The organism is Flavobacteriales bacterium, assembly GCA_016712535.1.
Lineage (GTDB): Bacteria > Bacteroidota > Bacteroidia > Flavobacteriales_F > PHOS-HE28 > PHOS-HE28.
Genome location: JADJQW010000002.1, coordinates 576,192 through 603,011, shown reverse-complemented (window position 1 = coordinate 603,011; position 26,820 = coordinate 576,192). Strand labels below are relative to the sequence as shown.

The window sequence follows — 26,820 nt, the reverse complement described above, 5'->3', positions numbered from 1 at the left end:
AGGAAGCCCCGCGTGCGCAGCGGGGCTTCCTCAGATACGGATCACGGCTCAGGCCTCGCGCGCAGGGTCCTTGCCCTTGAGCAGGTCCGTGACGATCGCCGTCGCGACGAAGACGGAACTGTATGTGCCCACGCCGATGCCCACGAGCAGCGCGAATACGAAGCCCTTGATCGCGGTGCCGCCGAAGACGAAGATCACAGCAAGCACCAGCAAGGTGGTGAGCGAGGTGTTCATGGTGCGGCCCAGCGTGGAGTTGATGGCCTTGTTGATCACCACCACGTACGGCTCGCGCTTGTGGTCGCGCAGGTACTCGCGCACGCGGTCGTACACCACCACGGTGTCGTTGATCGAGTAACCGATCACCGTGAGGATGGCTGCGATGAAGGCCTCGTCGATCTCCATGCTGAAAGGCATGATCTTGTAGAACAAGGAGTAGACGCCGAGCACGATTATGGCATCGTGCGCCAAGGAGAGCAGGCCGCCCAAGCCGAACTGCCAATTCCTGAACCGGATGGCGATGTACAGGAAGATCAGCGCCAAAGCGATGAGCACTGAGGTTATCGCGCCCTTCTGGATATCATCGCTGATGGTGGGGTCCACCTTGCGGCTCTCCGTGATCTGGTAGTCGCCGCCTACGGCATCGATCCCTGCGCGCAGCTGCACCTCAACCATGCGGTCGGCCACGGTGTCGGCTTGCGCGATCAGGTAGTTCGTCGTGATCTTCAATTGGCGATCGCTGCCGTAGGTCTTCACGTTGGTGTTGCTCTTCACGCCGTCATCGCCTTTGAGCGTCCCATCGAGCGAGGCGCGGAGCGCTTCAACATCCACATCGCCCTTGAACTTCACCACATAGGTGCGGCCGCCGCTGAAGTCGACGCCCCAGTTGAAGCCATTCACCACCATTGAGCCGATGCTCGCCGCGATGAGCAGGCCGCTCAGGGCATAGAACACCTTGCGCTTGCCCATGAAGTCCCAATTGGCGTTCACGAAGATGTTCTTGCTCCAGTTGTTCCATACCGAGAAGGACTTGCCCTTCTCCAAGCGGTAGGAGATGATCATGCGGGAGAGCAGCAGCGCGGTGAACATCGAAGTGAGGATGCCGAGGCCGAGCGTGACCGCGAATCCTTGCACGGGACCGCTTCCGAAGATCAACAGGATCACCGCGATGATCAGCGTAGTGACGTTCGAGTCGATGATGGCCGAGAGCGCTCCCTTGAAGCCCAGGTCCACGGCGCTCTTGAGCATCTTGCCGTGCCGCAATTCCTCGCGGATGCGCTCGTAAATGAGCACGTTGGCGTCCACCGCCATGCCCATGGTGAGCACGATGCCCGCGATGCCGGGCAGCGTGAGCGCGGCTTGCAACGAAGCCAGCGCGCCGATGAGCACGAAGAGGTTCACGATGAGTGCGAGGTCGGCCACCCAGCCAGCGCGGGCGTAGTAGATCACCATGTAGAGGAGCACGAGCAGCAAGGCGATTCCGAAGCTCATCAGGCCGGTGCTCACGTTCTCCTGACCCAGCGATGGTCCCACCACGGTCTCGTCGATGATGCGTGCCGGAGCGGGCAGTGCGCCGGCCTTCAGGATGTTCGCCAAGTCGCTGGCTTCCTGAATCTGCGCGTTCAGCTCCCCGGCGCCCATGGAGATGGTGCTGGTGCCGCCGGCGATCTCGGAACGCACCTCGGGCGCGCTGTAAACGAGTCCATCGAGCACGATGCCGATGTACTTGCCCACGTTGTCGCCGGTCATCACTTTCCAGGTCTGAGCGCCTTCGGTGTTCATGTTCATGATCACCTCCACTTCACCCTTGAAGTCGAAGTCCTGGAAGGCATTGGTGATCACGCTGCCATCGAGCTTGGGCTTGCCATCCATAGGCAGCTTGATCGCATAGAGCTCGAGGAAAGGGCCGCTGGTTCCCTCCTGCTGCTTGGCGCCCCAAACCAAGCGCGCATCGCGAGGCAGTGCATCACGCACGGCAGACATGGAGAGGAAGCGCTTCACCTCGGAAGTGTCCTTCAGCAGCGCACGGCCCACGACAGGACCAAGCGCGAACTGCCCGCGCTGGTTGCCGGCAGGCTCCAGCACCGAGCGCAGAGGAGAGCGCTTACGGGCCTCTTCATCGCTGATGGTTTCTTCTTCACCCTCCCCGGCAGCGGTATCCGCGGCAGCCGTGTCGGCATCGCCGAGGCTGTCATCGGCTGCGGTTTCCGGCTCGGCAATCGTGGAATCGGTCACGGCTGCAGTGCTGTCCGCAGGCATCGCGGTGCTGTCGGCAGCGGCCTTCAAGCTGTCCTGCGCCGCCAACTCAGGGTAAAGCTGCGCGGAAAGCGCCGCATCGGCACCGAACAGCAAGGGCCCGATGTCCGTGTTGGAGTGCATCTCCCAGAACTCCAGGTTGGCCGTGCTCTGCAGCACGCGGCGCACACGCTCTTTGTCCTTCACGCCCGGAAGCTCAATGGCGATGCGGCCGCTGAAGGCCTGCTTCTGGATGCTGGGCTGGCTCACGCCGAATTTGTCGATTCGGGTGCGCAGGATCCGCTCGGTGTTGCTCAGCGCGGTCTCAGCCTCGCGGCGCAATGCGCTGATGTAGGAATCATCATCGCCCTCACGATCGAACATGCCCTGCCTGTCCGGCGAGTAGAAGATGGCCGAGAGCGGTGGGCGGTTCTCGATCTTGCGGTACTCCTCGTCGAAGAGCGACACGAAGTCCTTGTTGTCGCTGAGCTGGCGCTGACGGGCATTGGCCATGGCCTGTTTGAAGGCCGGATCATTGCTCTCCTCGCTGAGGTTCTCGATCAGCTCGGGCACGCTCACTTCGAGCGTTACGGCCATGCCGCCCCGCAGGTCGAGGCCCAGGTTGATCTCCTTCTCCTTGCACTCGCGGTAGGTGTAGCCCAGCAAGGGATACACCTTGTCCTCGGCGTGTGCCCGGAGGTAGGCGTTCTCATAATCGAGCTCCACTTGGCTTCGATCACGGGCAGCGCCCTCCGGCGTGCCAAGCACCGAATCGGCCTTGGCGATAGCATCAGCCTTGGCTTGGCCCTCGAGTCCCGAGGTGAAGTAGGAGAACGAAAGCTGGTAAGCGCACGCAAGCGCCAAGAGGACCGTGAAGACCCAAAGCGCGCCTCTATTCTGCATGACTGGTAAGGGGGTTCGTAAAAGAGGCGGCAAATATAGCCGGACAAGTGATGCGGGAAAGGCCGTGTTTTCGCCTCTGCATCAAGCATTAATACGCGAACGCCGGAAGGTGAAGAACATGATCGGGGCATGTCGCCGCCGCCCTTCACGCAACCGACCTTTGGGCCGAAGCGTCACACCTTCAACCCACCATGCTGCGATTCCTCCCCTGCTTCACCCTTGCGTTAGCCGCTTCCACCCTGAGCGCCCAATGGGACCTGCACTTCGACCCCGCCATCCCGGTCACGCAGCAAGGCGCCTTGCTCGATCTGGCTTGGGCTGGTGGCATCAACTATGCGCAGGTGAGTGAGATCGACCTCAACGGCGACGGGCTCAAGGACCTGCTCTTCCTGGACCATTCCTATTCCTTCCCAAGCGGGCACAAGGCCGTGATGCTCCTGCGCACCAGCAGCGTTGAAGGGACCGCCTACTACCGCCCGGTCCGGGAATACGACAACGTGCCGCCATTGAACCAAATGCACGATTGGGCGCTGGCGCGCGACTACAACTGCGATGGCAAGGCCGACATCTGCTCCTACACTCAAGCCGGTTTCGGCGTTTGGAAGAACACTGGTGATGATGCTGAATTGACCTTCGAGCCCGTGAAGAGCTTGGTGTATTCGGCCTACGTATCGCCGAGCGGTGCGCAGACCAATGCCAACCTCTTCATCTCTCAAGTCGACCTGCCCGGCATCGAGGACATCGACGGCGACGGGGACTTGGATGTGATCACCTTCAGCTTGTTGGGCACCTACGTGGAGTACCACAAGAACCTGAGCATGGAGACCTATGGCACCTGCGACAGCCTGCGGTTCGAGCAGCGCAACAAGTGCTGGGGCTACTTCGCCGAGAACTTCAACAACAATTCGGTTACGCTGAACGTGCCTTGCCAGTTCAACGTGCCCAATCCCGAGCTGCGCCCCGAGGGTGAGACCGATGCCGAAGACGACAGCGACGAACGCGCGCATGCGGGCAGCACCATCACGCCCATCGACCTTAACGGTGATGGCGTCAAGGACCTGCTCCTGGGCGATATCTCGTTCACCAATCTCGTGGGCCTGACCAACGGTGGCAGCGTGGCGAATGCGCTAATGACCAGCGAGGACACGCTCTTCCCGAGCTACAACGTGAGCGTGGACATGCCCGTTTTCCCAGCGGGCTTCTACTTGGATGTGGACCGCGATGGTCGCCGGGACCTGCTGGTGACGCCCAACGCAGGCTCCCTATCGCACGACTTCCGCAGCGTGTGGTACTACCGCAATACCGGGACCGATGCCGCGCCGATCTTCCAGTTCCAGCAGCAGAACCTCTTCCAAGACCGCATGATCGAACTCGGCTTGGGCGCTATCCCGGTAGCCTTTGATGAGAATGGTGACGGCCGGATGGACCTGATCGTGAGCAACCACGGCTACTACCAGACCGGCGGCAGCTATGTGGGCAAGGTGGCCCTCTTGCGCAATGTGGGCAGCGCTACCAGCCCGGCCTTCGACCTGGTCACCGACGACTGGCTCGGCTTATCGAACAGCGGCATCGGCTTGAGCATGCATCCGGCCTTCGGCGATGTCGACGGTGATGGCGACCTGGACCTGTACATCGGCGACCTGCAAGGGCGCTTGCACTTCTACCGGAACACCGCCACCGGCCCGCAATCGCAGTTCACCTTGCAGCAGATCAACTTGACCGACGCTGGGGGCGCCATGATCGATGTGGGGCAATTCGCCGCCCCTGTCTTCCACGACCTGGACGAGGACGGATTGTTTGACATGGTCATCGGCGAGCGCAACGGCAATTTGAACTACTACCGCAATACGGGCACGGCCGCCAGCCCTTCATGGACCTTGGTGACCGAGAACCTCGGTGCGGTGAGCACCATCGAGTGGATCAATGTCACGGGCCATTCGACTCCGCACTTCATCACCAACGACCAAGGCCAGCGCGAACTGCTGCTCGGATCGGAGAGCGGCGCCATCTACCATTACGGCGACATCGATGGGAACCTCGATGGCAATTGGACCCGCCTTGATACCGCATGGCGCGGCATGGATGATGGCGCACGTACGGTGCTCTGCCTGCATGACTTCACCGGCGATGGCCAGCAGGACCTCGTGGTGGGCAATTACCGCGGCGGCCTCAGCTTCTGGCGCAGCGACCAGCTCAGCACGGTGGCAGGGGCAACGAGTGCCTCGCCGCGCTTCAGCCTTTATCCGAACCCCGCTAGAGCCCAAGTGGAGCTCACCACCGATGAGCTTGTGCCGGGAACCGCATGGGTGCTGCGCGACGCCTTGGGCCAGGAGCTGCATCGCGGCCAGATGTCCAATGGGAAGGCGAACATTTCACTGTCCGGGCTGGCAGAAGGCCTTTACATGGTAAGGCTCGAAGGCCCACGCAACAGCGCTGCGCAGCGGTTGGTGGTCCTTCATTGAGGAAGGCCGGAGAATGCGAAAGGCGCCTCACGGGCGCCTTTCGTTATAAGAGGCGATTACGCTCAGGCGGTGACGCTGTTCATCTTGTCCAGCACGTCCATCACCTCCTTCACGGACTTGGCGCTGGCTTGGCAGAGTTCCATCTCTTCCTTGTTCAGCTTCAGCTCGATGATGCGCTCAATGCCATTCCGGCCGAGAATAACGGGGGCTCCCATGTAGATGTCCTTCAGCCCGTACTCGCCCTGCAGCCACACGCAGCAGGGGAACACGCGTTTCTGGTCGCGCACGATGGCCTCTACCATTTGCGCAGCGGCCGTGCCAGGTGCATACCAAGCGGAGGTGCCCAGTAGGTTCACGATCTCGCCGCCGCCCTTCTTGGTGCGGTCCACGATCGCGTCGAGCTTGTCCTTTGCGATGAGTTCGGTCACCGGTATGCCGCCAACGGTGGTATAGCGCGGCAGGGGCACCATGGTATCACCATGCCCTCCCATGAGTACCGCTTGGATGTCCTTGGGGCTTACGCCCAGCTCGGTGGCCAGGAAGGCGCGATATCGGGCGGTATCAAGGATGCCCGCCATACCGAAGACCTTGGTGCTGGGCAGCTTGCTATTGACGTAGGCGCAGTACGTCATTACATCGAGCGGATTGCTCACGACGATGATGATGGCATTGGGCGAATGCTTCACCACGTTCTCCGTCACGCTCTTCACGATGGCGGCGTTGGTGGCAATGAGGTCGTCGCGGCTCATGCCCGGTTTCCGGGGCAGGCCGCTGGTGATCACCACCACATCGCTGCCGGCGGTCTTGGCATAATCGTTCGTGCTGCCCACCAGGCGTGAATCGAACAGATTGATCGGGGCCGTCTGCCAAATATCCAAGGCCTTGCCTTCGGCGAAGCCTTCCTTGATATCGAGCAGCACCACTTCATTGGCGAGCTCCCAGCGTGCCACGGCATCGGCGCATGTAGCGCCTACATTACCAGCTCCTACTACTGTGACTTTCATCCTGAACGTGCGGGGATTAGAGGGTTGTTTGCGCATTGCCAACAGAGCAGCGCGGGGGCGAATGTAGGCGCTCGGTACAGCCGCGTTGATGGGCAATTGTCAGCCGATGTTGAAGACCCCGTTCGCTTTGAATGGAACCTTGCAGGCATCCCAGCGGGGCTACCCTCGTCTTCAGCCCGATGCCTATCTTGTCCGCTCCAAGCCAACCCACGAAGGCTCCGATCATGACACCGGAACGCATCGCCCCGCGGCTTACCCTAAGCTGGGTGAATACCGAGAGCCAACAGGCGGCTTTCGGTGAATTGGTGGATGGTTGCGTTGCTGGTGACCGCCGTGCGCAGCAGCGGGTCTATGAACAGTTCTATGGCAAGATGATGGCGGTGTGCATGCGCTACACCAAGAACACCGACCAGGCTAAGGATATCCTTCAGGATGGATTCATCAAGGTGTTCCGCAGCATGGAGTCCTTCAATCGGGCGGGTTCGTTCGAGGGTTGGATCCGGCGCATCATCGTGAACACCGCGATCGACCACTTCCGGCGCAGCAAGCACAGCTACCTGCTCCTGGGCGAAGAGCGCAGCATCGAGGATTTCAAGGACCAGGACGAAGAAGACACACTCGCTGACGATACCGGAGAAGAGCTTCCTGACCTGAAGCCGGCGGACGTGATCAACGCCATGCAGAAGCTTACCCCGGCCTACCGGACTGTGTTCAATCTGTATGTTTTCGAGGAAATGACCCATAAGGAAATCGCCGACGCGCTCGGAATCAATGTGGGCACCAGCAAGAGCAACCTGGCCAAAGCCAAGCACAACCTGAAGAAATTGCTGCGGCAGGAGAACAAGATCAATTGAGCGATGGAGATGAAGAACAAACCCGACGCCTTCGAGCAGGCCCTGCGGCAATCGCTGGATCAGTACGAAGTGCCTTACAATTCGGCCGACTGGGCTCAGTTGGACCGGAGCCTGAGCAAGACTGAAAGGAAGCAAGGGCGCTGGTCGCTCGGCTTGCTGGCGCTGCTCTTCGGTGGCGTAGTAGCCTTCTCTGCCACCATGTACCAGATACTCGCCGATAGCGGAACCGAGCAATCGGTGACCAGCGTGCAGCACGATGACGAAGCGGTTCCTGCTTTGTTCAGCCCTGCTCAAGAGAAGGCCAGCATGCCGGCGGCTTCTATTCCCGATGAAAGCCCAATCGGTCAAGTGAGCGAGCCCCGGCTCAAGCAAGCAGCCAATACCCGTAGCGAGGTCCGCACGGAATCGCCAGCACGCAGCGAACAAGCAGAGCTCCCGAGCACGAGTTCCGCGGCGAACATGACACCCGTAAAGCCTTCAGCACCAGCCAGCGACGAGGTGAGCATCCGCCCGAGCATCACCCAAGGCTGCCCCGGCACATCCGTTGAATTCGAGGTGACCAACATGGCGGCTCCCGGAACGCGCATGCTGTGGAACTTCGGCGATGGCACGTTCGGAACCGACCCGGCGCCGAAGCATGCATACAACAAGGCGGGCCGCTATGAAGTGACGCTCTCGATGAGTTCTGCCACAGGTGGCACCATCTTCAACAAGCCTGTATCGGATGTGATCGTCATCCATGAGCGCCCCGAAGCGGCCTTCAACCCGATGCCCCAGGAATACCTGGACCGGGTTCCCTCGGTTCATTTCGAGAATAAGAGCCTCAAGGGCAGTTCGTACTTGTGGGATTTCGGCGATGGCAGCATCAGCACGCTTCAAGTACCGACCCACGTCTACAAGAAGAAGGGCGATTACGCCGTGAGCCTGATCGTGACCAATGCCATCGGCTGCACCGACCGCACCGAGCGCGTGGTGCGCATCAAAGAGGATTACAATCTTCTGGCGGCACCGGCCTTTTCGCCCAACGGCGATGGGGTTGAGGAGCACTTCATTCCCGAGGCGCTGAAGACCTTGGAGCGCCGGTTCCGGATGACCATTCATGACCCCGCCACCGGGGCGTTGATGTACGAGACCTCCGATCTGAAACGGCCTTGGAATGGCCGCGTGAATGGCGTTGGCGCGCCCTGTGCCACGGGTGATTATGTGTGGATGGTGGAGATGAAGGACGGCGAAGCGCTTGGAGGAACCTATACCGGCACGGTGAGCCTGCTGCGCTAGGGTTCATATTTTCGGGAAGCTCCTAGGCCCCGGCCCGCAAGGCCGGGGCCTATTTTTGGAGCCGGGCAACCTCAGCACCTCGCAGCGCATCAATCAAAGGGCTTCTCGCACCTATTTGCCAACGTACGTCATGAACCGCATGCAGCGACTCTTATACACCCTGTTCCTACCGGTTGCAACCCTGCTCGTCGCCAATTCGGCGAGTGGCCAGCAATTCAGCATCACGGCAGGGAGCATCACCACCTGCGCCGGTGTGCTTGAGGATAGCGGCGGACCAGCGGCCTCCTACGGCACCAACGAGAACTTCACCGTTGTGATCTGCCCAGACCAACCCGGCGACGGCATCTCCCTGACCTGGGCGGTCTTCAATCTGGATCAGAGCGGAGCCAACAACACGTGGGATGCCATCAGCATCTGGGATGGCGATAATACCGGAGCCACCTTCTTGGGGAACTACTCCGGGGGCGCTCTTTTGGGCTTGGTCGTATCGGCCACCACCTTCAACCCCACCGGCTGCCTCACGGTTCGATTCAATTCGAACGGAACGGGGGTCGGTGATTTTGCGGCCAGCATCACCTGCTTCACGCCATGCGATCGTCCAGAGGCCGTGGCCACCATGAGCGAGCCGGGTCCTGCATTGGTCTGCCAAGGTGAAGTGATCGACTTCGATGGCTCTGCTTCCTTCGCCGCCGCCGGCTTCAACATCGTGAGCTACACATGGGTCTTTGACGACGGCACTACCGCCACGGGCCCTACAGCCAGCCATTCTTACACCGTCCCGGGAGAATACATCGTGCAGCTGAATCTCGTTGACGACAACGATTGCGTGAACAGCAACGTGGTTGACCTCCAGATCCTCGTGAGCACTACTCCGAGCTTCATGGGTACCATGGAAAGCTTGGAGACGTGCTTGGGCGCCACGGTTGACCTGACCGGCATGGTCACCCCGATCACATGGACCGGCATACCGGAAGCCAACTTCGGAGATGGCGTTTACCTGCCCGATGATGTAGGAACACCCTTCACCAGCGAAATCGAATTCACGCAGTTCGATCCCGGCCAGATGCTCACGAACGCGAATGACCTTCAGACCATTTGCGTGAGCATGGAACACAGTTTCACAGGAGACTTGGTCCTTTCCGTGACCTGCCCCAACGGGCAAGTGATCATCTTGCACCAACAAGGCGGCGGCGGCACCTACATCGGTGGTGCCAATGATGGTGACAGCAACGCCAATCCGATTGCAGGAACATGTTGGGAGTATTGCTGGAGCCCGACCGCAACCCTGGGGACCTTCGCCCAGTGCGCAGCCTTCGGAGCCACGCCCAACGTCATGAATGGCGGCACGCCTCCGAACAACGCGCTCATTCCAGGCACCTATACCCCGGTCCAACCGTGGAGCAACCTGCAGAACTGCCCGCTCAACGGCACATGGACCTTCACTTCGCTTGACCTATGGGGCGCTGATAATGGCTTCCTGTGCAGCTGGGAGCTCAACTTCAATCCTGCCATCATTCCTGATGTGACCCAGTTCACACCGGTGATCAACACGTCAGTTTCTGATTCCGTCTTCTGGAGCGGTCCTTTCATCACGCTCAACCCCAACGATCCGCTCACGGCCACCGCTACACCGACAGGCGCAGGCACCTACAACTATACCCTCACGGCCATCGACAATTTCGGGTGCACCTACGACACCACCGTAACAGTGACCGTGGCGCCTCAGATGGAGATCGATGCGGGGCCGGACATCATCCTCTGCAACGACCCGGAGCCCATGGCAGGAGCTGTGGTGGCCAACGGGCCGCCCACCAATTGCGTGTGGCAACTGCAGCTGAACGAGACGTTCGGCGATACCTGGAACGGTGGAGCGACCTTGGCAGTGAGCATTGACGGGGTGGTCACGAACTACGCCATCAGCACAGCTGGAACCCTTCAGCAGATCATCCCGCTGAATGTGAGCACTGGCCAGAGCATCACGCTGACATACACCGCTGGGTCGATCTGGAACAACGAGAACTCCTTCATCCTCACCAACGACATGGGCGTGCAGGTCTATGCCTCTGGCCAGGGACCTCTGACCGGCGTTTCGTACAGCGGTGTGATCGTTTGCGGAGGCGGTACCAGCCCGATCGTCTGGGAATGGTCACCTACGGATGGCTTGGATGACCCCAGCGACCCCACCACTAACGTATTCACAACGCAAGCCACCTGGTATTATCTGACTTCCTATCCCTTGGGGTCACCGGCGTGCGCGGTGATGGACAGTGTGCTCGTAGCGCCTGACCCAAGCATTGACGCCGGACAGGACAACGCGGTCACGATCTGCGCCAATGAAGCGGTGTTCTTCATGAACGACTCACTCTTAGGCACACCGGATCCCGGCGGCGAGTGGACCAACTCGGTTGGGGCTGTGGTCGATGACCAGTTCGACCCCACCTGGGAGGCCTCGGAGCTATTCACCTACACCGTGACCAGCGCGGCCGGTTGCCAAGCCACCGCGCAGCTCGACATCACCGTGATCCCTGCGGACGACCCGTCTTGCTGCGGCATTGTGGTGATGGGACCCGGCGGATACTCCTGCGACCTCACCAACGGGCTTTCCGTTTCTCCTGGCAACACCGGAGTCGGCGTATGGAGCGGTCCTGCAGGTGCGGTCTTCGCTGATGCCAACGCTACGCAGACCACAGTGACCGTGCAACCCGGCATGGGCGGAACGCACTGGTTCTATTGGATCGAGGACGATGGTGCTTTCTGCTACCTGATCGACAGCGTTCAGCTCACGTTCACCGACACCATCGTCATCGACTTCACCCCCACCGATGCCATCTGCTACACGTACTGCGATGGGACAGCGAGCGCGGCCGTTGCTGGAGGCAACACTGGGGCGGCCGGAGACTTCGGCTTCGCGTGGAGCACTGGCCAAGCGGGCTTGGGCGTGAATAGCATCACCAGCCTTTGCGCGGGCACCTACTCGCTCACCGTCACCGATGACAACGGCTGCACAGGAACGAGTGAGTTCCTCATCGGCGAGCCCCCGCAATTAGTGATTGATAGCGTGGTGGTGCGGCCCGTTACGTGTTCCGGCTATTGCGATGGCGAGGTTGAGGTGTACGACACCCAGGCCGTGCTCTACAGCTTCGACGACGGGCAGAATTGGCAGCCCGAGCCGCTGCTCACCGGAGCCTGTGAACAGTACTACCCCATCCGGATACAGGATGCAGCCGGCTGCTTGGCCGCTGGCTTCGGATTCGTGCAGGGGCCGCCACCCGTAGTGGCGGACTTCGTCTGGAATCCGATTCCCGCCAATGTGAATGACCCGCGGATCTGGTTCGGCAATACCAGCACCGGAGCGGAGACCTATTGGTGGGACATCGCAGGGTTGATGACAACCAACGACCCGTCGCCATTCTTCGAATTCAACAACCGCGAGCCCGGCCAATATGAGGTGTGCATGGTGGCCTTCAACGAGAATCTCTGCGCCGATACCATCTGCCATACGGTGGTCATCGACGATGTGCTGTTCGTTTATGTGCCCAACTCATTCTCCCCCGACGGCGACGATATCAATGAGACTTGGGGCATGAGCACGAACATCGACGCGATCACGACCTTCGAGCTGAAGGTCTTCGACCGCTGGGGCCAGGTGGTGTTCCAAACCGACGACTACAAGAACTTCTGGAATGGCGCTGCCAACAACAACGGCAAGGCCCTGAAGACCGATGTGTACGCCTACCGGATCACCTACGAGATAAAGGACAGCGAGACCCGCAAGGAGCTCATGGGCCATGTGACGCTGATCAAATAACGCGGCGCGAAGCAGGTTTCTTCGGCGGCGCCCCGGTTACCGGGGCGCCGCTCGCTTTTCAGCCCAAGTTCAGCCATCCAAGGCGCCGAGGGAACGGGGGGCTGCGTCACATGCGGGTAATCGCGATCTTGCGGATCATTCGCAATGCCCATCCTCCCCCTTAATGCGCTGCTACAGCGTCACCTGCCAAGATTCGCCCTTGGCCTTGGCCTTCTTGCAACAGGTTACTCGCACGGTCAGATCTATACCATAGCCGACGGGGCCATCACCACCTGTACGGGCGGCTTGCTCGATAGCGGTGGCCAAGGAGCTACGGGGTATGGCGACAACGAGAACTTCACGGCGACGATTTGTCCGGATACCCCGGGCCAGAGCATCCACCTCAGCTTCATCACTTTCGACCTCAGTGCAGCTGGCGCCGGGCCTTTGGATAATCTCGCCATCTACGATGGTCCGGGGGTGGCTTCGCCACTGCTCGGCATCTGGACCGAGACAGGGCTGCAGGGTGTAGTCGTATCCGCTTCACCGGGTAATGCATCCGGGTGCCTCACGCTGGTATTCCAATCGAATGAAGTCGGCACAGGAGTATTCGCCGCCACCATAACCTGCGTGACACCTTGCTTTCCTCCCATGGCCGTGGCAACCGTCGGCGAGCCTTTGCCAGCGCTCGTCTGTCCCGATGAAGTGCTCACCTTCGACGGTTCCGGGTCCTTTGCACAGCCCGGATTCAATCTGGTCCAATACGAATGGGACCTCGGCGATGGCACTACCGCCTCCACCCCCGTGGTGACGCATTCTTTCGGAACACCCGGTGCTTACATAGCGCAGCTAACGGTTACTGACGACAACGGCTGTTCGAATACGCAGACCGTGGACCTTCAAGTATTCGTGGGCACCACTCCAGTGTTCGCCGGCACTACTGAAAGCCTGTCGGTTTGCCAAGGGGGCACGGTGGATCTATACGGTACGGCTTCGCCTGTTACATGGACCGCCTTGCCAAGCGTGGATTTCGGTGCTGGTGTTTACCTGCCGGACAACGTCGGTCAGACATTCTCGAGCCAGCTCACCTACACATCGTTCCCGCCGGGCACTACGCTCACATCGGTCAACGACCTATGGAGCGTTTGCGTGGACATGGAGCACAGTTTCATGGGCGACCTGGTGATCAGCATCACCTGTCCGAGCGGCCAATCAACGGTGCTGCACCAACAGGGCGGCGGTGGCACCTACCTCGGCGGAGCCAACGACACGGACAACGCTGCCAATCCGATGCCCGGCACCTGCTGGAACTATTGCTGGAGCCCGACCGCCACCCTCGGAACCTTCGCACAGAGCGCCGCCTTTGGAGCCTCACCGAACGTGATGCCCGGCGGCACCCCAACGAACAATGCCCTCATTCCCGGCACATACAGCAGCGTGCAGCCTTTGAACAACCTGGTGGGCTGCCCTTTGAATGGCACTTGGACCTTCAGCGTCTCCGACCTGTGGGCCATCGACAACGGATTCCTCTGCTCCTGGAATATCAATTTCAACCCGGCCTTATACCCCGACCTCATCGATTTCACGCCCGTGATCACGGATGGTGCATGGACGGGGCCGGGCGTGGTGCCCAATCCGAACGACCCATTCCAAGCGAGCATCACGCCGACCGTGCCGGGCACCTATGACTACACCTTCACCGTGACGGATGATTTCGGCTGTTCCTATGACACTGCGATCACGGTAACCGTCACCAACGCACCGGAGGTGGAAGCCATCGTCACACTGGGATCGAGCTGCAGCGAACCTGCCACCATCGACGCATCGATCGTGGCCTACGCGCCTCCTCCACCCACGTGCAATTACACCTTGGTCCTCAACGAATCCTTCGGCGACGGATGGAATGGCGGGGCGAATGTGCAGGTGACCATCAATGGCGCGACCACATCCTACACGGTGGCCCCTGGCCCCAATCAGATCACGGTCTCTCTCCTCATTCCTGTTGGCGCGAGCATTTCGATCTACTATCAGGCGGGCACCATCTGGAACAATGAGAACTCGTTCGAATTGCTCGGTTACGATGGCACGATCCTCTACGATTCGCCCCAAGGCCCGGCCACGGGCCAGTTGTGGGCTGGAGCGGGTAATTGCGGGCCTGGTGCGGGACCAGTGACCTGGCAATGGACTCCGGCAACGGGCGTGGATTCCCCGAATTCGCCGAACGTGACCGCGCAGATCACACAGCCGACCACCTTTGTGGTGATCGCGCACCCGTTCGGTCAGCCTTGGTGCTTCGGAAGCGACACCGTTGATGTGATTCCACCCTCCTTCCTGGAGAACGACAGCATCTTGGTGCATGTGGCATGCAACGCGGGCACGGGCAGCATTGAATTGATCACGACCGGCTTGGGCGGCCCTTGGAACTACCTGTGGGTGGATGCCTCCGGCGCCACCGTGCAGGCCACGAACGGGTCCAATGGCGACCTCCTGACAGCAGCAGCTGGCACGTACACGGCTTTCATCAGCGAAGGGCCGCAAGGCAACGGTTGCCTGGATACGCTGACGGCAACGATCACCGAACCGCCGCCGCTCGAATGGGGTGCCGTGCCGCAAGACACGCTGATCTGCCTCACGGGGACAGGACTCATTAGCGCATCGGCCTTCGGCGGCACCGGCACCATCAATTACCAATGGAGCCACGGCGCCTCGGGTGCTGGCCCGCACGGCGTGAGCCCTTCTGACACCACGGAATATTCGGTCATCGCCACCGATGCGAACGGTTGCATCCTCGGTCCGGTGAGCGCCACCATCGACGTGCGCCCGGCCTTCACGCTGGATCCACTGATCGACGATACCACCTGTTTCAACGTGCCCGTCCTCTACCGCGCAACGGGCTACAGCGGGGGCGATGGCGCCTACCAGTTCGATTGGGGCAGTGGGCCTCAGCTGCTCGATAGCCTGTGGGCCTTGCCGCCGCAGAGCACCACCATCTGCGTGACCATCAGCGATGGTTGCGAAACACCGACCGTTACGCGCTGCGCCTGGCTCGAAGTGCTGCATGTGCCTGTGACCGAGCTTGCTGCGGACACCACCTTCGGCTGCGTGCCCTTCACAGTGAACTTCGCGTTGCGCGACACCACCGAGGGCGCAAGCGTGCTCTGGCAATTCGGCGATGGCGCGCAACTGGTCGATGATTCCGTGGTTACCCACAGCTACGAGGACGCCGGCAACTTCAATGTCTCGCTCTTCATCACCTGGCCGAACGGCTGTGCCACGGACACCACCGCTTACAACATGATCCGCACACTCACGGTGCCCACAGCGCTGCTGAGCTGGTCGCCGCACCCGCCAACGATCAACGACCCGCGCGTGCAGTTCACCGACCAGAGCGTACCCAACGTGGTGAGCTGGTGGTGGGACTTCGGCGAGTTCGGCACCAGCGAGGAGCAGGACCCCGTGGTGGATTTCCCGGACGACGTTGGCGGAACCTACCCGGTGATGCTCGTGGTGGCGAATGAATTGGGCTGCACCGATACGATCCGTACCTGGGTGGATGTCCACGACGAATTCATGGTTTGGGTGCCAAACACCTTCACCCCGAACGGCGTGGAGCCCAACGAGACCTTCTGGATCAGCGGTAACGACCTATCGCCGAAGGATTTCGAGCTGCTCGTCTTCGACCGATGGGGCCATGTGGTGTACTCCACCACCGAACTCGATTTCCACTGGGATGGAACGAAGGATGGCTCCCCACTGCCCCAAGGCGTTTATCCATACAGGCTGAAGGTGCATGCACTGAGCACCCCGAAGAAGCGGATCATTCACGGCCACGTGAACCTCTTGCGCTGAGCTCCCGAAAGGCAGATCACGCCTATTGAGCGTGAACAGGATGGGGTTCGTCCAATACCGGGCCCATGCGTTCGGCCGTATGCATCGCACGGATACTTTTCCAACGCTTGATGGCGGGCAATGGGCCATGGAGCATGCTGGATGGCGGTTCTTTACGATCGGATTCACCTGGATGCACTGATTAGGCGCGCATTCCTGTGCCTGGCGTGCTTGGCGTCCGCAGCGATCAGCGCGCTCGCCCAGCCATTCCCGATCTTCAACGGAACGGCAAGCACCTGCGTGGGCGCATTCCTCGACAGCGGAGGTCAGGGAGCCAGCGGCTACTCGAACAACGAGAACTACACCTACACGCTATGCCCTGATGCTCCGGGCGGTGCCATCTCGCTCAACTTCCTCACGTTCAATCTGAGCACTGCGGGCGCCGCACCAATCGACTTCCTGACGGTGTACGACGGCAACAGCACGGCTGCTCCGGTGCTGGCCACATGGACCGGAAACGCAGGGCAGGGGCAGATCGTGAGCGCCTCAGCAGGCAATGCCAGCGGCTGCCTCACCATCGTGTTCCGAAGCAACAACACGGGAACCGGCGTATTCGCCGCGAGCATCACATGCTACCAGCCCTGTGTGCGGCCAATTGCCGTGGCAACGCATGGCCCGACCAATCCGATGCGCATCTGCCCCGGCGAGAGCATCACCTTCAATAGCACGGCATCCTTCGCGGCACCGGGCAACAACATCGCGAGCCGTCGCTGGGATTTCGGGGATGGCACCATCCTGAACAATGCCCCGGCCATCGTGAACCATACCTACGCGCAGCCTGGCGGCTATACCGCGCAGCTCTACCTTCTCGACAACAACGGATGCGCGAGCACCAATCTCGTTGACCTCGACGTGCTGGTCGGCACGCCTCCCACTTTCGGAGGAACCTCGGGGACGCTCACGGGCTGCGTGGGTGAAACGCTTTGCCTGAACGGAGCGGTCACAGGCACCACCTGGAACGAGATCCCCAATCCGAATGCGGGCGGTGGAGTCTTCTTGCCTGATAATGTGGGTGAGTGCTTCACGAGCACGGTCACCTTCACGCAATTCGCACCGGGTCAGACCTTCACCAGCGCGAACAACCTGCAATCGATCTGCATCGACATCGAGCACTCGTTCATCGGCGATCTGATCATCAGCCTGATCGCCCCGACAGGCGAATCAGTGATCATGCACCAGCAAGGCGGCGGTGCCACCTACCTGGGAGTACCGGTTGACAATGACCTGACGCCGAACGCGCAAGGAACGTGCTTCACCTATTGCTGGAGCCCCACCGCGACGAATGGAACATGGGTCGACAATGCAGGCGGCACCCTTCCAGCAGGCACCTACGAGAGCCTGAATCCCTTCAGCGGATTGATCGGCGCCCAACTCAATGGCACATGGACGATCCAGGTCTGCGACATGTGGGCCAGCGACAACGGATTCCTATGCGACTGGGACATCACCTTCAATCCTTCGCTGTACGACGACTTGATCACGTTCACGCCCGTGTACGGCGCGCAATGCGATAGCAGCTACTGGACGGGTCCAAGCATAACGAGCACGAATGCGAACTGCAATCAGGCGTGCGTGACGCCACCGGCTGCCGGGAACTTCAACTACGTGTATCACGTCACCGACAACTTCGGATGCGACTACGACACCACGCTGACGGTGAACATCATTCCTGCGCCGCAGGTGAACGCGGGACCCGATGCCACCACATGCAACACACCGGTGCAGCTCAATGCCACGGTCACCAGTGGCGGCTTCCCCACCAATTGCAACTACACGCTCTCGCTGTACGACAGCTTCGGCGATGGCTGGACAGGACTGTTCGGCTTGGGATCGAATGGATCCAGCGTGACCGTGACGGTGAATGGCACGCCTTACGATTATTGGCTCAACAACGGGGCCCAGGCCAATGTGAACATCCCGGTGACGACCGGCGCCACGGTTGTAGTGAGCTATGTGGCGGGCAATCTCTACAACGGTGAGCAGTCGTTCACGCTCTTCAACAGTGGCGGCGGCGTGGTATACGCGTCGCCGATGGGTCCCGGAACCGGGCAGCTCTGGAGCGGCGTGGCCAATTGCCCAGGCGGAAATTTCGTTTACAGCTGGTCGCCTGCTGCTGGATTGAGCGATCCGAATATCGCGAACCCAACAGCGACGGTCGGCGGCACCACTCAATACTGCGTCACCGTGTACCAGGCGGGCCACCCGCTCTGCACGAGCACTGATTGCATGACGATCACGGTAGACAACCAAGCCGATCCCGGCACCAGCGCGAACGTAGCCGTATGCAGCAACGGCGCAGCCATCAACCTCTTCACCTCATTGGGCGGAACACCGACGGCTGGTGGCGCGTGGACGATGCCCGGCGGCGGAGCGCATTCCAACATGTTCGTCCCGGGCGTCGACCCACCGGGCATCTACACCTACACGGTGGGTGGCGGTGGAGCGTGCGGCGCGCCGGTGAGCAGTACAGTGAATGTGACCGTATATCCGTTGCCCGATGCCGGCACGCCGACGAGCCTCGCTGTTTGCAGCACCGATGCTGCGCAATCGATGTTCTTTCTGCTCGGTGGAAACGCGCAGCCCGGCGGCACCTGGACCGGGCCATCGCCGGTGATTGGAGGCAACTACAACCCGGCCACGATGAACCCTGGCGTGTACACCTACACGGTGAACGGAACGGCGCCATGCCCGAACGCTGATGCTACCGTTGCTGTTTCGGAGAGCGCACCTCCCAACGCCGGACTGGACGCGAGCATTACGCTATGCACGACCAGCGCGCCGGTAGTGATGGTTGCGCAGTTAGGCGGTGGGCCCGATGGAACTGGTTCATGGACAGGTCCTGGAGGCGGTGCGATGAGCGGCGGCCTCGACCCAGCAGTTGATCCGCCAGGTGTTTACACCTACACCGTCATTGGCACGGCCCCATGCCCGAATGACATTGCCACACTGACCGTCGCCATTAATCAGGCCCCGAATGCCGGCACGAGCGGTGCTATCACGCTGTGTTCATCAGATCCAGCTGTTTCACTCTTCGCGCAGCTCGGCGGAACGCCGGATGCCGGTGGAGCATGGAGCGGTCCTTCGCCGGTCGTCGGCGGCATGATCGATCCCGCGACGATGCTCGCGGGCGTGTACACCTACACCGTGACAGGCACAGCGCCTTGCCCCGATGAGCAAGCAACGGTGACGGTGACGATCAACGCACCGCCTGATCCCGGGACCGATGGCGCGATCACGCTCTGCTCGAGCGACGCTCCTGCTTCACTCTTCGCGCAGCTCGGCGGAACGCCGGATGCCGGTGGAACATGGAGCGGTCCTTCGCCGGTCGTCGGCGGCATGATCGATCCCGCGACGATGCTCGCGGGCGTGTACACCTACACCGTGACAGGCACAGCGCCCTGCCCTGACGAGAGCGCGACGGTGACGGTGACGATCAACGCACCGCCCGATCCCGGGACCGATGGCGCGATCACGCTCTGCTCGAGCGATGCTCCTGCTTCACTCTTCGCGCAGCTCGGCGGAACGCCGGATGCCGGTGGAACATGGGGCGGTCCTTCGCCGGTCGTCGGCGGCATGATCGATCCCGCGACGATGCTCGCGGGCGTGTACACCTACACCGTGACAGGCACAGCGCCTTGCCCCGACGAGCAAGCAACGGTGACGGTGACGATCAACGCACCGCCCGATCCCGGGACCGATGGCGCGATCACGCTCTGCTCGAGCGATGCTCCTGCTTCACTCTTCGCGCAGCTCGGCGGAACGCCGGATGCCGGTGGAGCATGGAGCGGTCCTTCGCCGGTCGTCGGCGGCATGATCGATCCCGCGACGATGCTCGCGGGCGTGTACACCTACACCGTGACAGGCACAGCGCCTTGCCCCGATGAGCAAGCAACGGTGACGGTGACGATCAACGCACCGCCTGATCCCGGGACCGATGGCGCGATCACGCTCTGCTCGAGCGACGCTCCTGCTTCACTCTTCGCGCAGCTCGGCGGAACGCCGGATGCCGGTGGAGCATGGAGCGGTCCTTCGCCGGTCGTCGGCGGCATGATCGATCCCGCGACGATGCTCGCGGGCGTGTACACCTACACCGTGACAGGCACAGCGCCTTGCCCCGATGAGCAAGCAACGGTGACGGTGACGATCAACGCACCGCCTGATCCCGGGACCGATGGCGCGATCACGCTCTGCTCGAGCGACGCTCCTGCTTCACTCTTCGCGCAGCTCGGCGGAACGCCGGATGCCGGTGGAGCATGGAGCGGTCCTTCGCCGGTCGTCGGCGGCATGATCGATCCCGCGACGATGCTCGCGGGCGTGTACACCTACACCGTGACAGGCACAGCGCCTTGCCCCGACGAGCAAGCAACGGTGACGGTGACGATCAACGCACCGCCCGATCCCGGGACCGATGGCGCAATCACGCTCTGCTCGAGCGATGCTCCTGCTTCACTCTTTGCGCAGCTCGGCGGAACGCCGGATGCCGGTGGAACATGGAGCGGTCCAAGTGCAGTGGTCGGCGGCATGATCGATCCTGCGACGATGCTCGCGGGCGTGTACACCTACACCGTGACCGGAACAGCGCCTTGCCCCGATGAGCAAGCAACGGTGACGGTGACGATCAACGCACCGCCTGATCCCGGGACCGATGGCGCGATCACGCTCTGCTCGAGTGATGCTGCCGCAAGTCTCTTCGCGCAGCTCGGCGGAACGCCGGATGCCGGTGGAACATGGAGCGGTCCTTCGCCGGTCGTCGGCGGCATGATCGATCCCGCGACGATGCTCGCGGGCGTGTACACCTACACCGTGACCGGAACAGCGCCTTGCCCCGATGAGCAAGCAACGGTGACGGTGACGATCAACGCACCGCCGGATCCCGGAACCGATGGCGCGATCACGCTCTGCTCGAGTGATGCTGCCGCAAGTCTCTTCGCGCAGCTCGGCGGAACGCCGGATGCCGGTGGAGCATGGAGCGGTCCTTCTGCGGTCGTCGGCGGCATGATTGATCCCGCGACGATGCTCGCGGGCGTGTACACCTACACCGTGACCGGAACAGCGCCTTGCCCCGATGAGCAAGCAACGGTGACGGTGACGATCAACGCACCGCCTGATCCCGGGACCGATGGCGCGATCACGCTCTGCTCGAGTGATGCTGCCGCAAGTCTCTTCGCGCAGCTCGGCGGAACGCCGGATGCCGGTGGAACATGGAGCGGTCCTTCGCCGGTCGTCGGCGGCATGATCGATCCTGCGACGATGCTCGCGGGCGTGTACACCTACACGGTCGCCGGCGCTGCGCCGTGCATTGACGCAGCATCTACGGTGACGGTGACGATCAACGCACCGCCCGATGCAGGTGGCGATGGAGGAATCACGGTATGTGAAATCGATGCGGCATTCGACTTGTTCGGCTTGTTGAATGGTGCACCGCAAGTTGGTGGCGCATGGAGCTTCAATGCAGCCGCGCATTCGGGCACCTTCACCCCTGGGATCGATGCATCAGGCGTTTACTCCTATGCGGTCAATGGCGCAACTCCCTGTCCAGCTGACATCGCGCTCGTCACAGTCACAGTGAACACCATGCCCGATGCGGGCATCAATGGCGGCCTCACGCTCTGCTCTTCGAGCCCGGCCACAGCACTGATCACAGGACTGAATGGCACGCCTGACCTCGGTGGAAGCTGGACTGCGCCCGGAGGAGGCGCCTCCACCGGAAGCTTCACGCCCGGTGTGGATGCAGTCGGTTTGTACTCATACACGGTCAACGGAACTGCCCCATGCCCCTCGGTTTCCGCAACAGTTGATGTGAGCGTGGCGACGAATCCGAATGCAGGGACTCCGGGCAGCGCTACGCTCTGCGCGATCGATGCTTCACTCTTGCTCTTCAGTGAATTGGGCGGAACACCCGACGCAGGCGGTGCGTGGAGCGGGCCATCACCCGTAGTAGGCGGCGTGTATGACCCTGCCACGATGAACCCCGGGGTGTACACCTACACGATCGCGGTGCCGCCGCCATGCGTGAACGCCAGCAGCACCGTGACCATCACCGAGATCGCGCCGCCCAACGCAGGCACCGATGGCGCGATCACGCTCTGCATCAGCAGCCCGGCGGCATCGCTGTTCGCAGCGCTGGGTGGCGGCGCACAGGCTGGCGGAACATGGAGCGGACCATCGCCTGTCGTCGGCGGCATGTTCAACCCGGCGACGATGAGCGCAGGTGTGTACACCTACACCGTGAGCGGCACGGCACCATGCCCGAATGACCAAAGCACGGTGACGGTGAACGTCGTTGCTGCGCCGGATGCAGGCACGCCCGGCAGTGCGACACTTTGCGCCACGGATGCGGCCATAGACCTCTACGCTGAATTGGGCGGCACACCGGATCTCGGCGGCACATGGAGCGGCCCTTCTCCCGTGCTCGGCGGACAATACGACCCCGCCACGATGGTCCCCGGCGTCTACACCTACACGATCACGGTGCCGCCGCCATGCGTGAACGCCAGCAGCACCGTGACCATCACCGAGATCGCACCGCCGAACGCAGGCACCGATGGGGCGATCACGCTCTGCATCAGCAGTCCGCCGGCATCGTTGTTCGCAGCGCTTGGCGGCGGCGCGCAGGCGGGTGGAACGTGGAGCGGTCCTTCGCCGGTGGTGGGCGGGATGTTCAACCCCGCAACGATGACGGCTGGCGCATACACCTACACGGTGAACGGAACGGCGCCTTGCCCTGATGCTCAATCACAGGTGACGGTGACCGTTGTTGCCGCACCGGATGCTGGTGCACCGGGCAGCGCGACGCTCTGCGCAACGGATGCTTCCATCGACCTCTTCGCTGAACTAGGCGGCACACCCGATGCAGGCGGCACGTGGAGCGGGCCTTCCGCAGTGGTCGGTGGACTGTTTGATCCCGCCACGATGGTCCCCGGCGTCTACACCTACACGATCACCGTTCCGCCGCCGTGCGTGAACGCGAGCAGCACCGTGACCATCACCGAGATCGCACCGCCGAACGCAGGCACCGATGGGGCGATCACGCTCTGCATCAGCAGTCCGCCGGCATTGTTGTTCGCAGCGCTTGGCGTCGGCGCGCAGGCGGGTGGAACGTGGAGCGGTCCCTCGCCGGTGGCGGGCGGGATGTTCAACCCCGCAACGATGACGGCTGGCGCATACGCCTACACGGTGAACGGAACGGCGCCTTGCCCTGATGATCAATCACAGGTGATGGTGACGGTCGTTAGTGAACCCGACCCCGGCACAGATGGTTCCATCACCCTATGCTTCAGCGATGCGCCGATCGGCCTGTTCGCCCAGCTCGGTGGCTCACCTGACCCTGGTGGCGCCTGGACAGGACCCAGTGCTGTAGCCGGTGACCTCTTCGACCCCGCTACCATGAGTGCCGGCGCATATACGTACACGATTGCTGTTCCGCCGCCTTGCGCGAGCGTCAGCAGCACGGTCGTTGTGAATGTCATCCAGCCTCCGGATGCAGGAATCGACGGTGCATTGACCCTGTGCATCACAAGCCCGGCCGTTGCATTGATCAACTCGCTGGGAGGCACGCCAGATGCAGGCGGCACATGGAGCGGACCATCGCCGGTGATAGGCGGGGCCTTCAACCCTGCAACGATGAGCGCGGGAGCGTATACCTACACGGTGAATGGAACCACGCCTTGCCCTGCTGATGCCGCCACGGCAACCCTGACCGTCGTGACCGAACCCGATCCCGGCGGCCCTGGCTTCCTCACCATCTGTGGAAATGCTGCCCCGGATGACCTCTTCAGCTACCTCGAGGGCTCTCCTGATCAAGGTGGCCTGTGGACCACCCCCGCAGGAACGGCCTTCAATGGCCTCTTCGATCCTGCTGTGATGGCCAGCGGCGTATACACCTACACGATCGCGGTTCCGCCGCCATGCGCCAGCGTGAGCAGCACGGTCACGGTGGATGTGGTCTCGCCGCCTGATGCAGGACTCGATTGCGCAATTACGCTCTGCTTCAGCAATGCGCCTCAGGACCTCTTCGCCATCCTTGGAGGAACGCCAGAGCCCGGCGGCAGCTGGACTACGAGCGGTGGCAGCTCTTACAGCGGGACCTTCGATCCCGCAACCGATGCACCCGGCGTGTTCTCCTATACCGTTCAAGGCGCTGCACCATGCCCGGCGGATGCGGCCAGTGTAACGGTGGCCGTGACGCAGCTGCCCAACGCTGGAGCGGATGACATCCTGAACCTATGCGTGGTCGGAGATGCAGTGGACCTCTACCCCCTGCTTGGCGCTGCCGATCCCGGAGGAACATGGACGGGGCCGAACGGCACTTCCAACGGGATCTTCACGCCGGGCGCAAGCGCTCCGGGCGATTACTCCTACTCCGTGAATGGCGTGGCGCCCTGTCCGTCGGCCTCGGCGGTGATCACCGTGAACGTGCTCTCGAACGCGGATGCAGGAATCGATGGCGCTTCCACGCTTTGTGGCGATAACGCTCCCATCGACCTCTTCGATCTGCTCGGTGGAAGCCCTGATGCAGGAGGATCATGGTTTGCGCCGGATGGAAGCCCGGCGACGGGCGGCTTCGATCCGAGCGTACAAGCCGCTGGCACTTACACCTACATCCTATTCGTTCCTGCGCCTTGTGAGAATGACACCAGCATTGTGGCCATGAGCATTGTTGCCCCGGTGGATCCTGGAATCGATGGCAGCGCCACGCTCTGCTCCGATGATGCGCCTGTCGCGCTCTTCAACCTCCTGAACGGATCGCCGGATGCGGGCGGTGAATGGACAGCACCGAACGGCACGCCCAGCGAGAACAACTTCGACCCTGCGACGGACGCGCCCGGCAGTTATGTGTACACCGTGCAAGCCACAGCACCCTGCTTGGACCAGAGCGCCACGGTCACCATGGCGGTGAACCCCTTGCCCGATGCCGGAACGAACGGCGCCATCACACTATGCCCGGAGGCCGCGGCCATCGAGCTCTTCTCGTTGCTGGGCGGAACCCCGATGGCGGGTGGCACTTGGACCGGTCCCGGAGGCCAGCCGAGCAACGGCATCTTCGACCCCGCGACAAGCGCGCAAGGCGTGTACACCTACACGGTCCTCGGCCTATTGCCCTGCCCCAATGCCTATGCGAGCTCAACGGCCACGGTTTTCCTGATCGCGCCGCCCAACGCCGGGCCCGATGCAGTGAGCTGCACGCTCGAATACACGCTGAACGCCACGGGCAGTTGGGCAAGCGGCTCGTGGAGCGGCCCGGCCGGCATGACCTTCAGCGATCCCGGTTCGCCTACGAGCACCGTGACCGCGATCGCCGGCGGCCCATACACGCTAACCTGGAGCGTGCTATCCACTGATGGCTGCGCCACGCAGGATGAGGTGACGATCATCTTCACGGATGCGATCGTTCCCGTAGTCGCCTTGACCGACGCCATCTGCAACGGCGTTTGCGATGGAACGGCAAGCGTATCCGCAACGGGCGGCAACGGTGCATACGACTACGCTTGGTCAGGCTCCATCGCGGGCAATTCGCCCAGTGCAACGGGCATCTGCGCTGGTGAATACACCGTGACCGTCCTCGACGAGAACGGATGCTTCACCATCGTTCCGTTCAGCATCGATGAACCGGAACCGCTGGTGATCGACACGATCCTCGCCACCGACGAGACCTGTCCCGGCGCTTGCGACGGCAGCATCACAGTGGTCGATCCAGAAGGCGCGCTCTTCAGCTTGAACGGCGGCGCATTCGGCTCCGGCAGCGTGTTCACCGGACTCTGCCCTGGGCAATACGTGGTGCTGATGCAGGATGCGAACGGCTGCTCGGCTTCTGGAATGGCCACGATCGCGCGCCCGGCACCCGTTGTGGCCGACTTCGACTTCGCGCCAGAGACGCTTTACGTAGGCTCATCAACCGCGGACTTCACGAACACCTCATCGCCGAATGCGGTGAGCTTCTCTTGGGATTTCGGAGGCGTGGGAAGCAGCACAGCCACCTCACCATCGTTCACCTTCCCCGGCGGATTGGGTGATACTTACATGGTCTGCCTCACCGCGTACGATGCCAACGGCTGCGCCGACACGCATTGCGAGCCGGTCGAGGTGCTCGACGCGCTCGTGGTCTGGGTGCCCAATGCCGTCACCCCGAATGGCGACGGCGAGAACGACACGTTCATGCCCATCTTCAACCTTCCGCAGCTCGTGAAGGACTACGAGTTCATGATCTTCGACCGATGGGGATTGCTGCTCACCCGGAGTGAACAGGTGCATGCGCCCTGGGGCGGCGATTACCAAGGCGAAGTGGTGCAGGAGGATGTGTATGTGTGGAAGATGAAGTTCAAGAACAAGCTCACCAACGAGCTGACCGAAAGGGTCGGGCACGTGACTGTGCTGAAGTAGAAGACCAGATTCCACGCATCCCATGGAATGAG

The 26,820-nt window shown here is 61.7% G+C and carries 8 protein-coding genes; 6 read left to right on the top strand and 2 right to left on the bottom strand.

Annotated features, from left to right (window positions below; genetic code table 11):
- Positions 1–48: 48 nt before the first annotated feature.
- Positions 49–3,135 carry a protein translocase subunit SecDF gene (gene secDF, locus IPK70_02415; protein MBK8226014.1) on the bottom strand — a complete coding sequence of 1,029 codons (3,087 nt, stop codon included), beginning with the start codon at positions 3,133–3,135 and terminating at the stop codon, positions 49–51.
- A gap of 191 nt (positions 3,136–3,326) precedes the next feature.
- Between secDF and IPK70_02410 the strand changes: the two genes are divergently transcribed.
- On the top strand, positions 3,327–5,597 hold the full coding sequence (locus IPK70_02410; GenBank protein ID MBK8226013.1) for a T9SS type A sorting domain-containing protein: 2,271 nt from the start codon (positions 3,327–3,329) through the stop codon (positions 5,595–5,597).
- Between the two features lie 62 nt (positions 5,598–5,659).
- Here the strand turns inward: IPK70_02410 and mdh are convergent, their stop codons facing one another.
- Entirely contained in the window at positions 5,660–6,601 is a 942-nt protein-coding gene (gene mdh / locus IPK70_02405) for a malate dehydrogenase (GenBank protein ID MBK8226012.1), read from the bottom strand.
- 266 nt (positions 6,602–6,867) lie between these two features.
- On the opposite strand from mdh, the gene IPK70_02400 reads away from it, so the two are divergent.
- From IPK70_02400 to IPK70_02380, 5 genes are all read left to right on the top strand, one after another.
- Positions 6,868–7,455, top strand: coding sequence for an RNA polymerase sigma factor (locus IPK70_02400; protein ID MBK8226011.1), 588 nt, complete (start codon positions 6,868–6,870; stop codon positions 7,453–7,455).
- A gap of 9 nt (positions 7,456–7,464) precedes the next feature.
- A complete protein-coding gene (locus IPK70_02395; protein MBK8226010.1) occupies positions 7,465–8,733 on the top strand; it encodes a PKD domain-containing protein in 1,269 nt (422 codons plus the stop codon).
- 139 nt (positions 8,734–8,872) lie between these two features.
- Positions 8,873–12,541, top strand: a complete 3,669-nt coding sequence (locus IPK70_02390; protein ID MBK8226009.1) for a gliding motility-associated C-terminal domain-containing protein — start codon at positions 8,873–8,875, stop codon at positions 12,539–12,541.
- A gap of 144 nt (positions 12,542–12,685) precedes the next feature.
- Positions 12,686–16,369, top strand: coding sequence for a PKD domain-containing protein (locus IPK70_02385; GenBank protein ID MBK8226008.1), 3,684 nt, complete (start codon positions 12,686–12,688; stop codon positions 16,367–16,369).
- Positions 16,370–16,579: 210 nt separating this feature from the next.
- Positions 16,580–26,788: a PKD domain-containing protein gene (locus IPK70_02380; protein MBK8226007.1), complete on the top strand. Its 10,209-nt coding sequence runs from the start codon at positions 16,580–16,582 to the stop codon at positions 26,786–26,788.
- Positions 26,789–26,820: the final 32 nt, after the last annotated feature.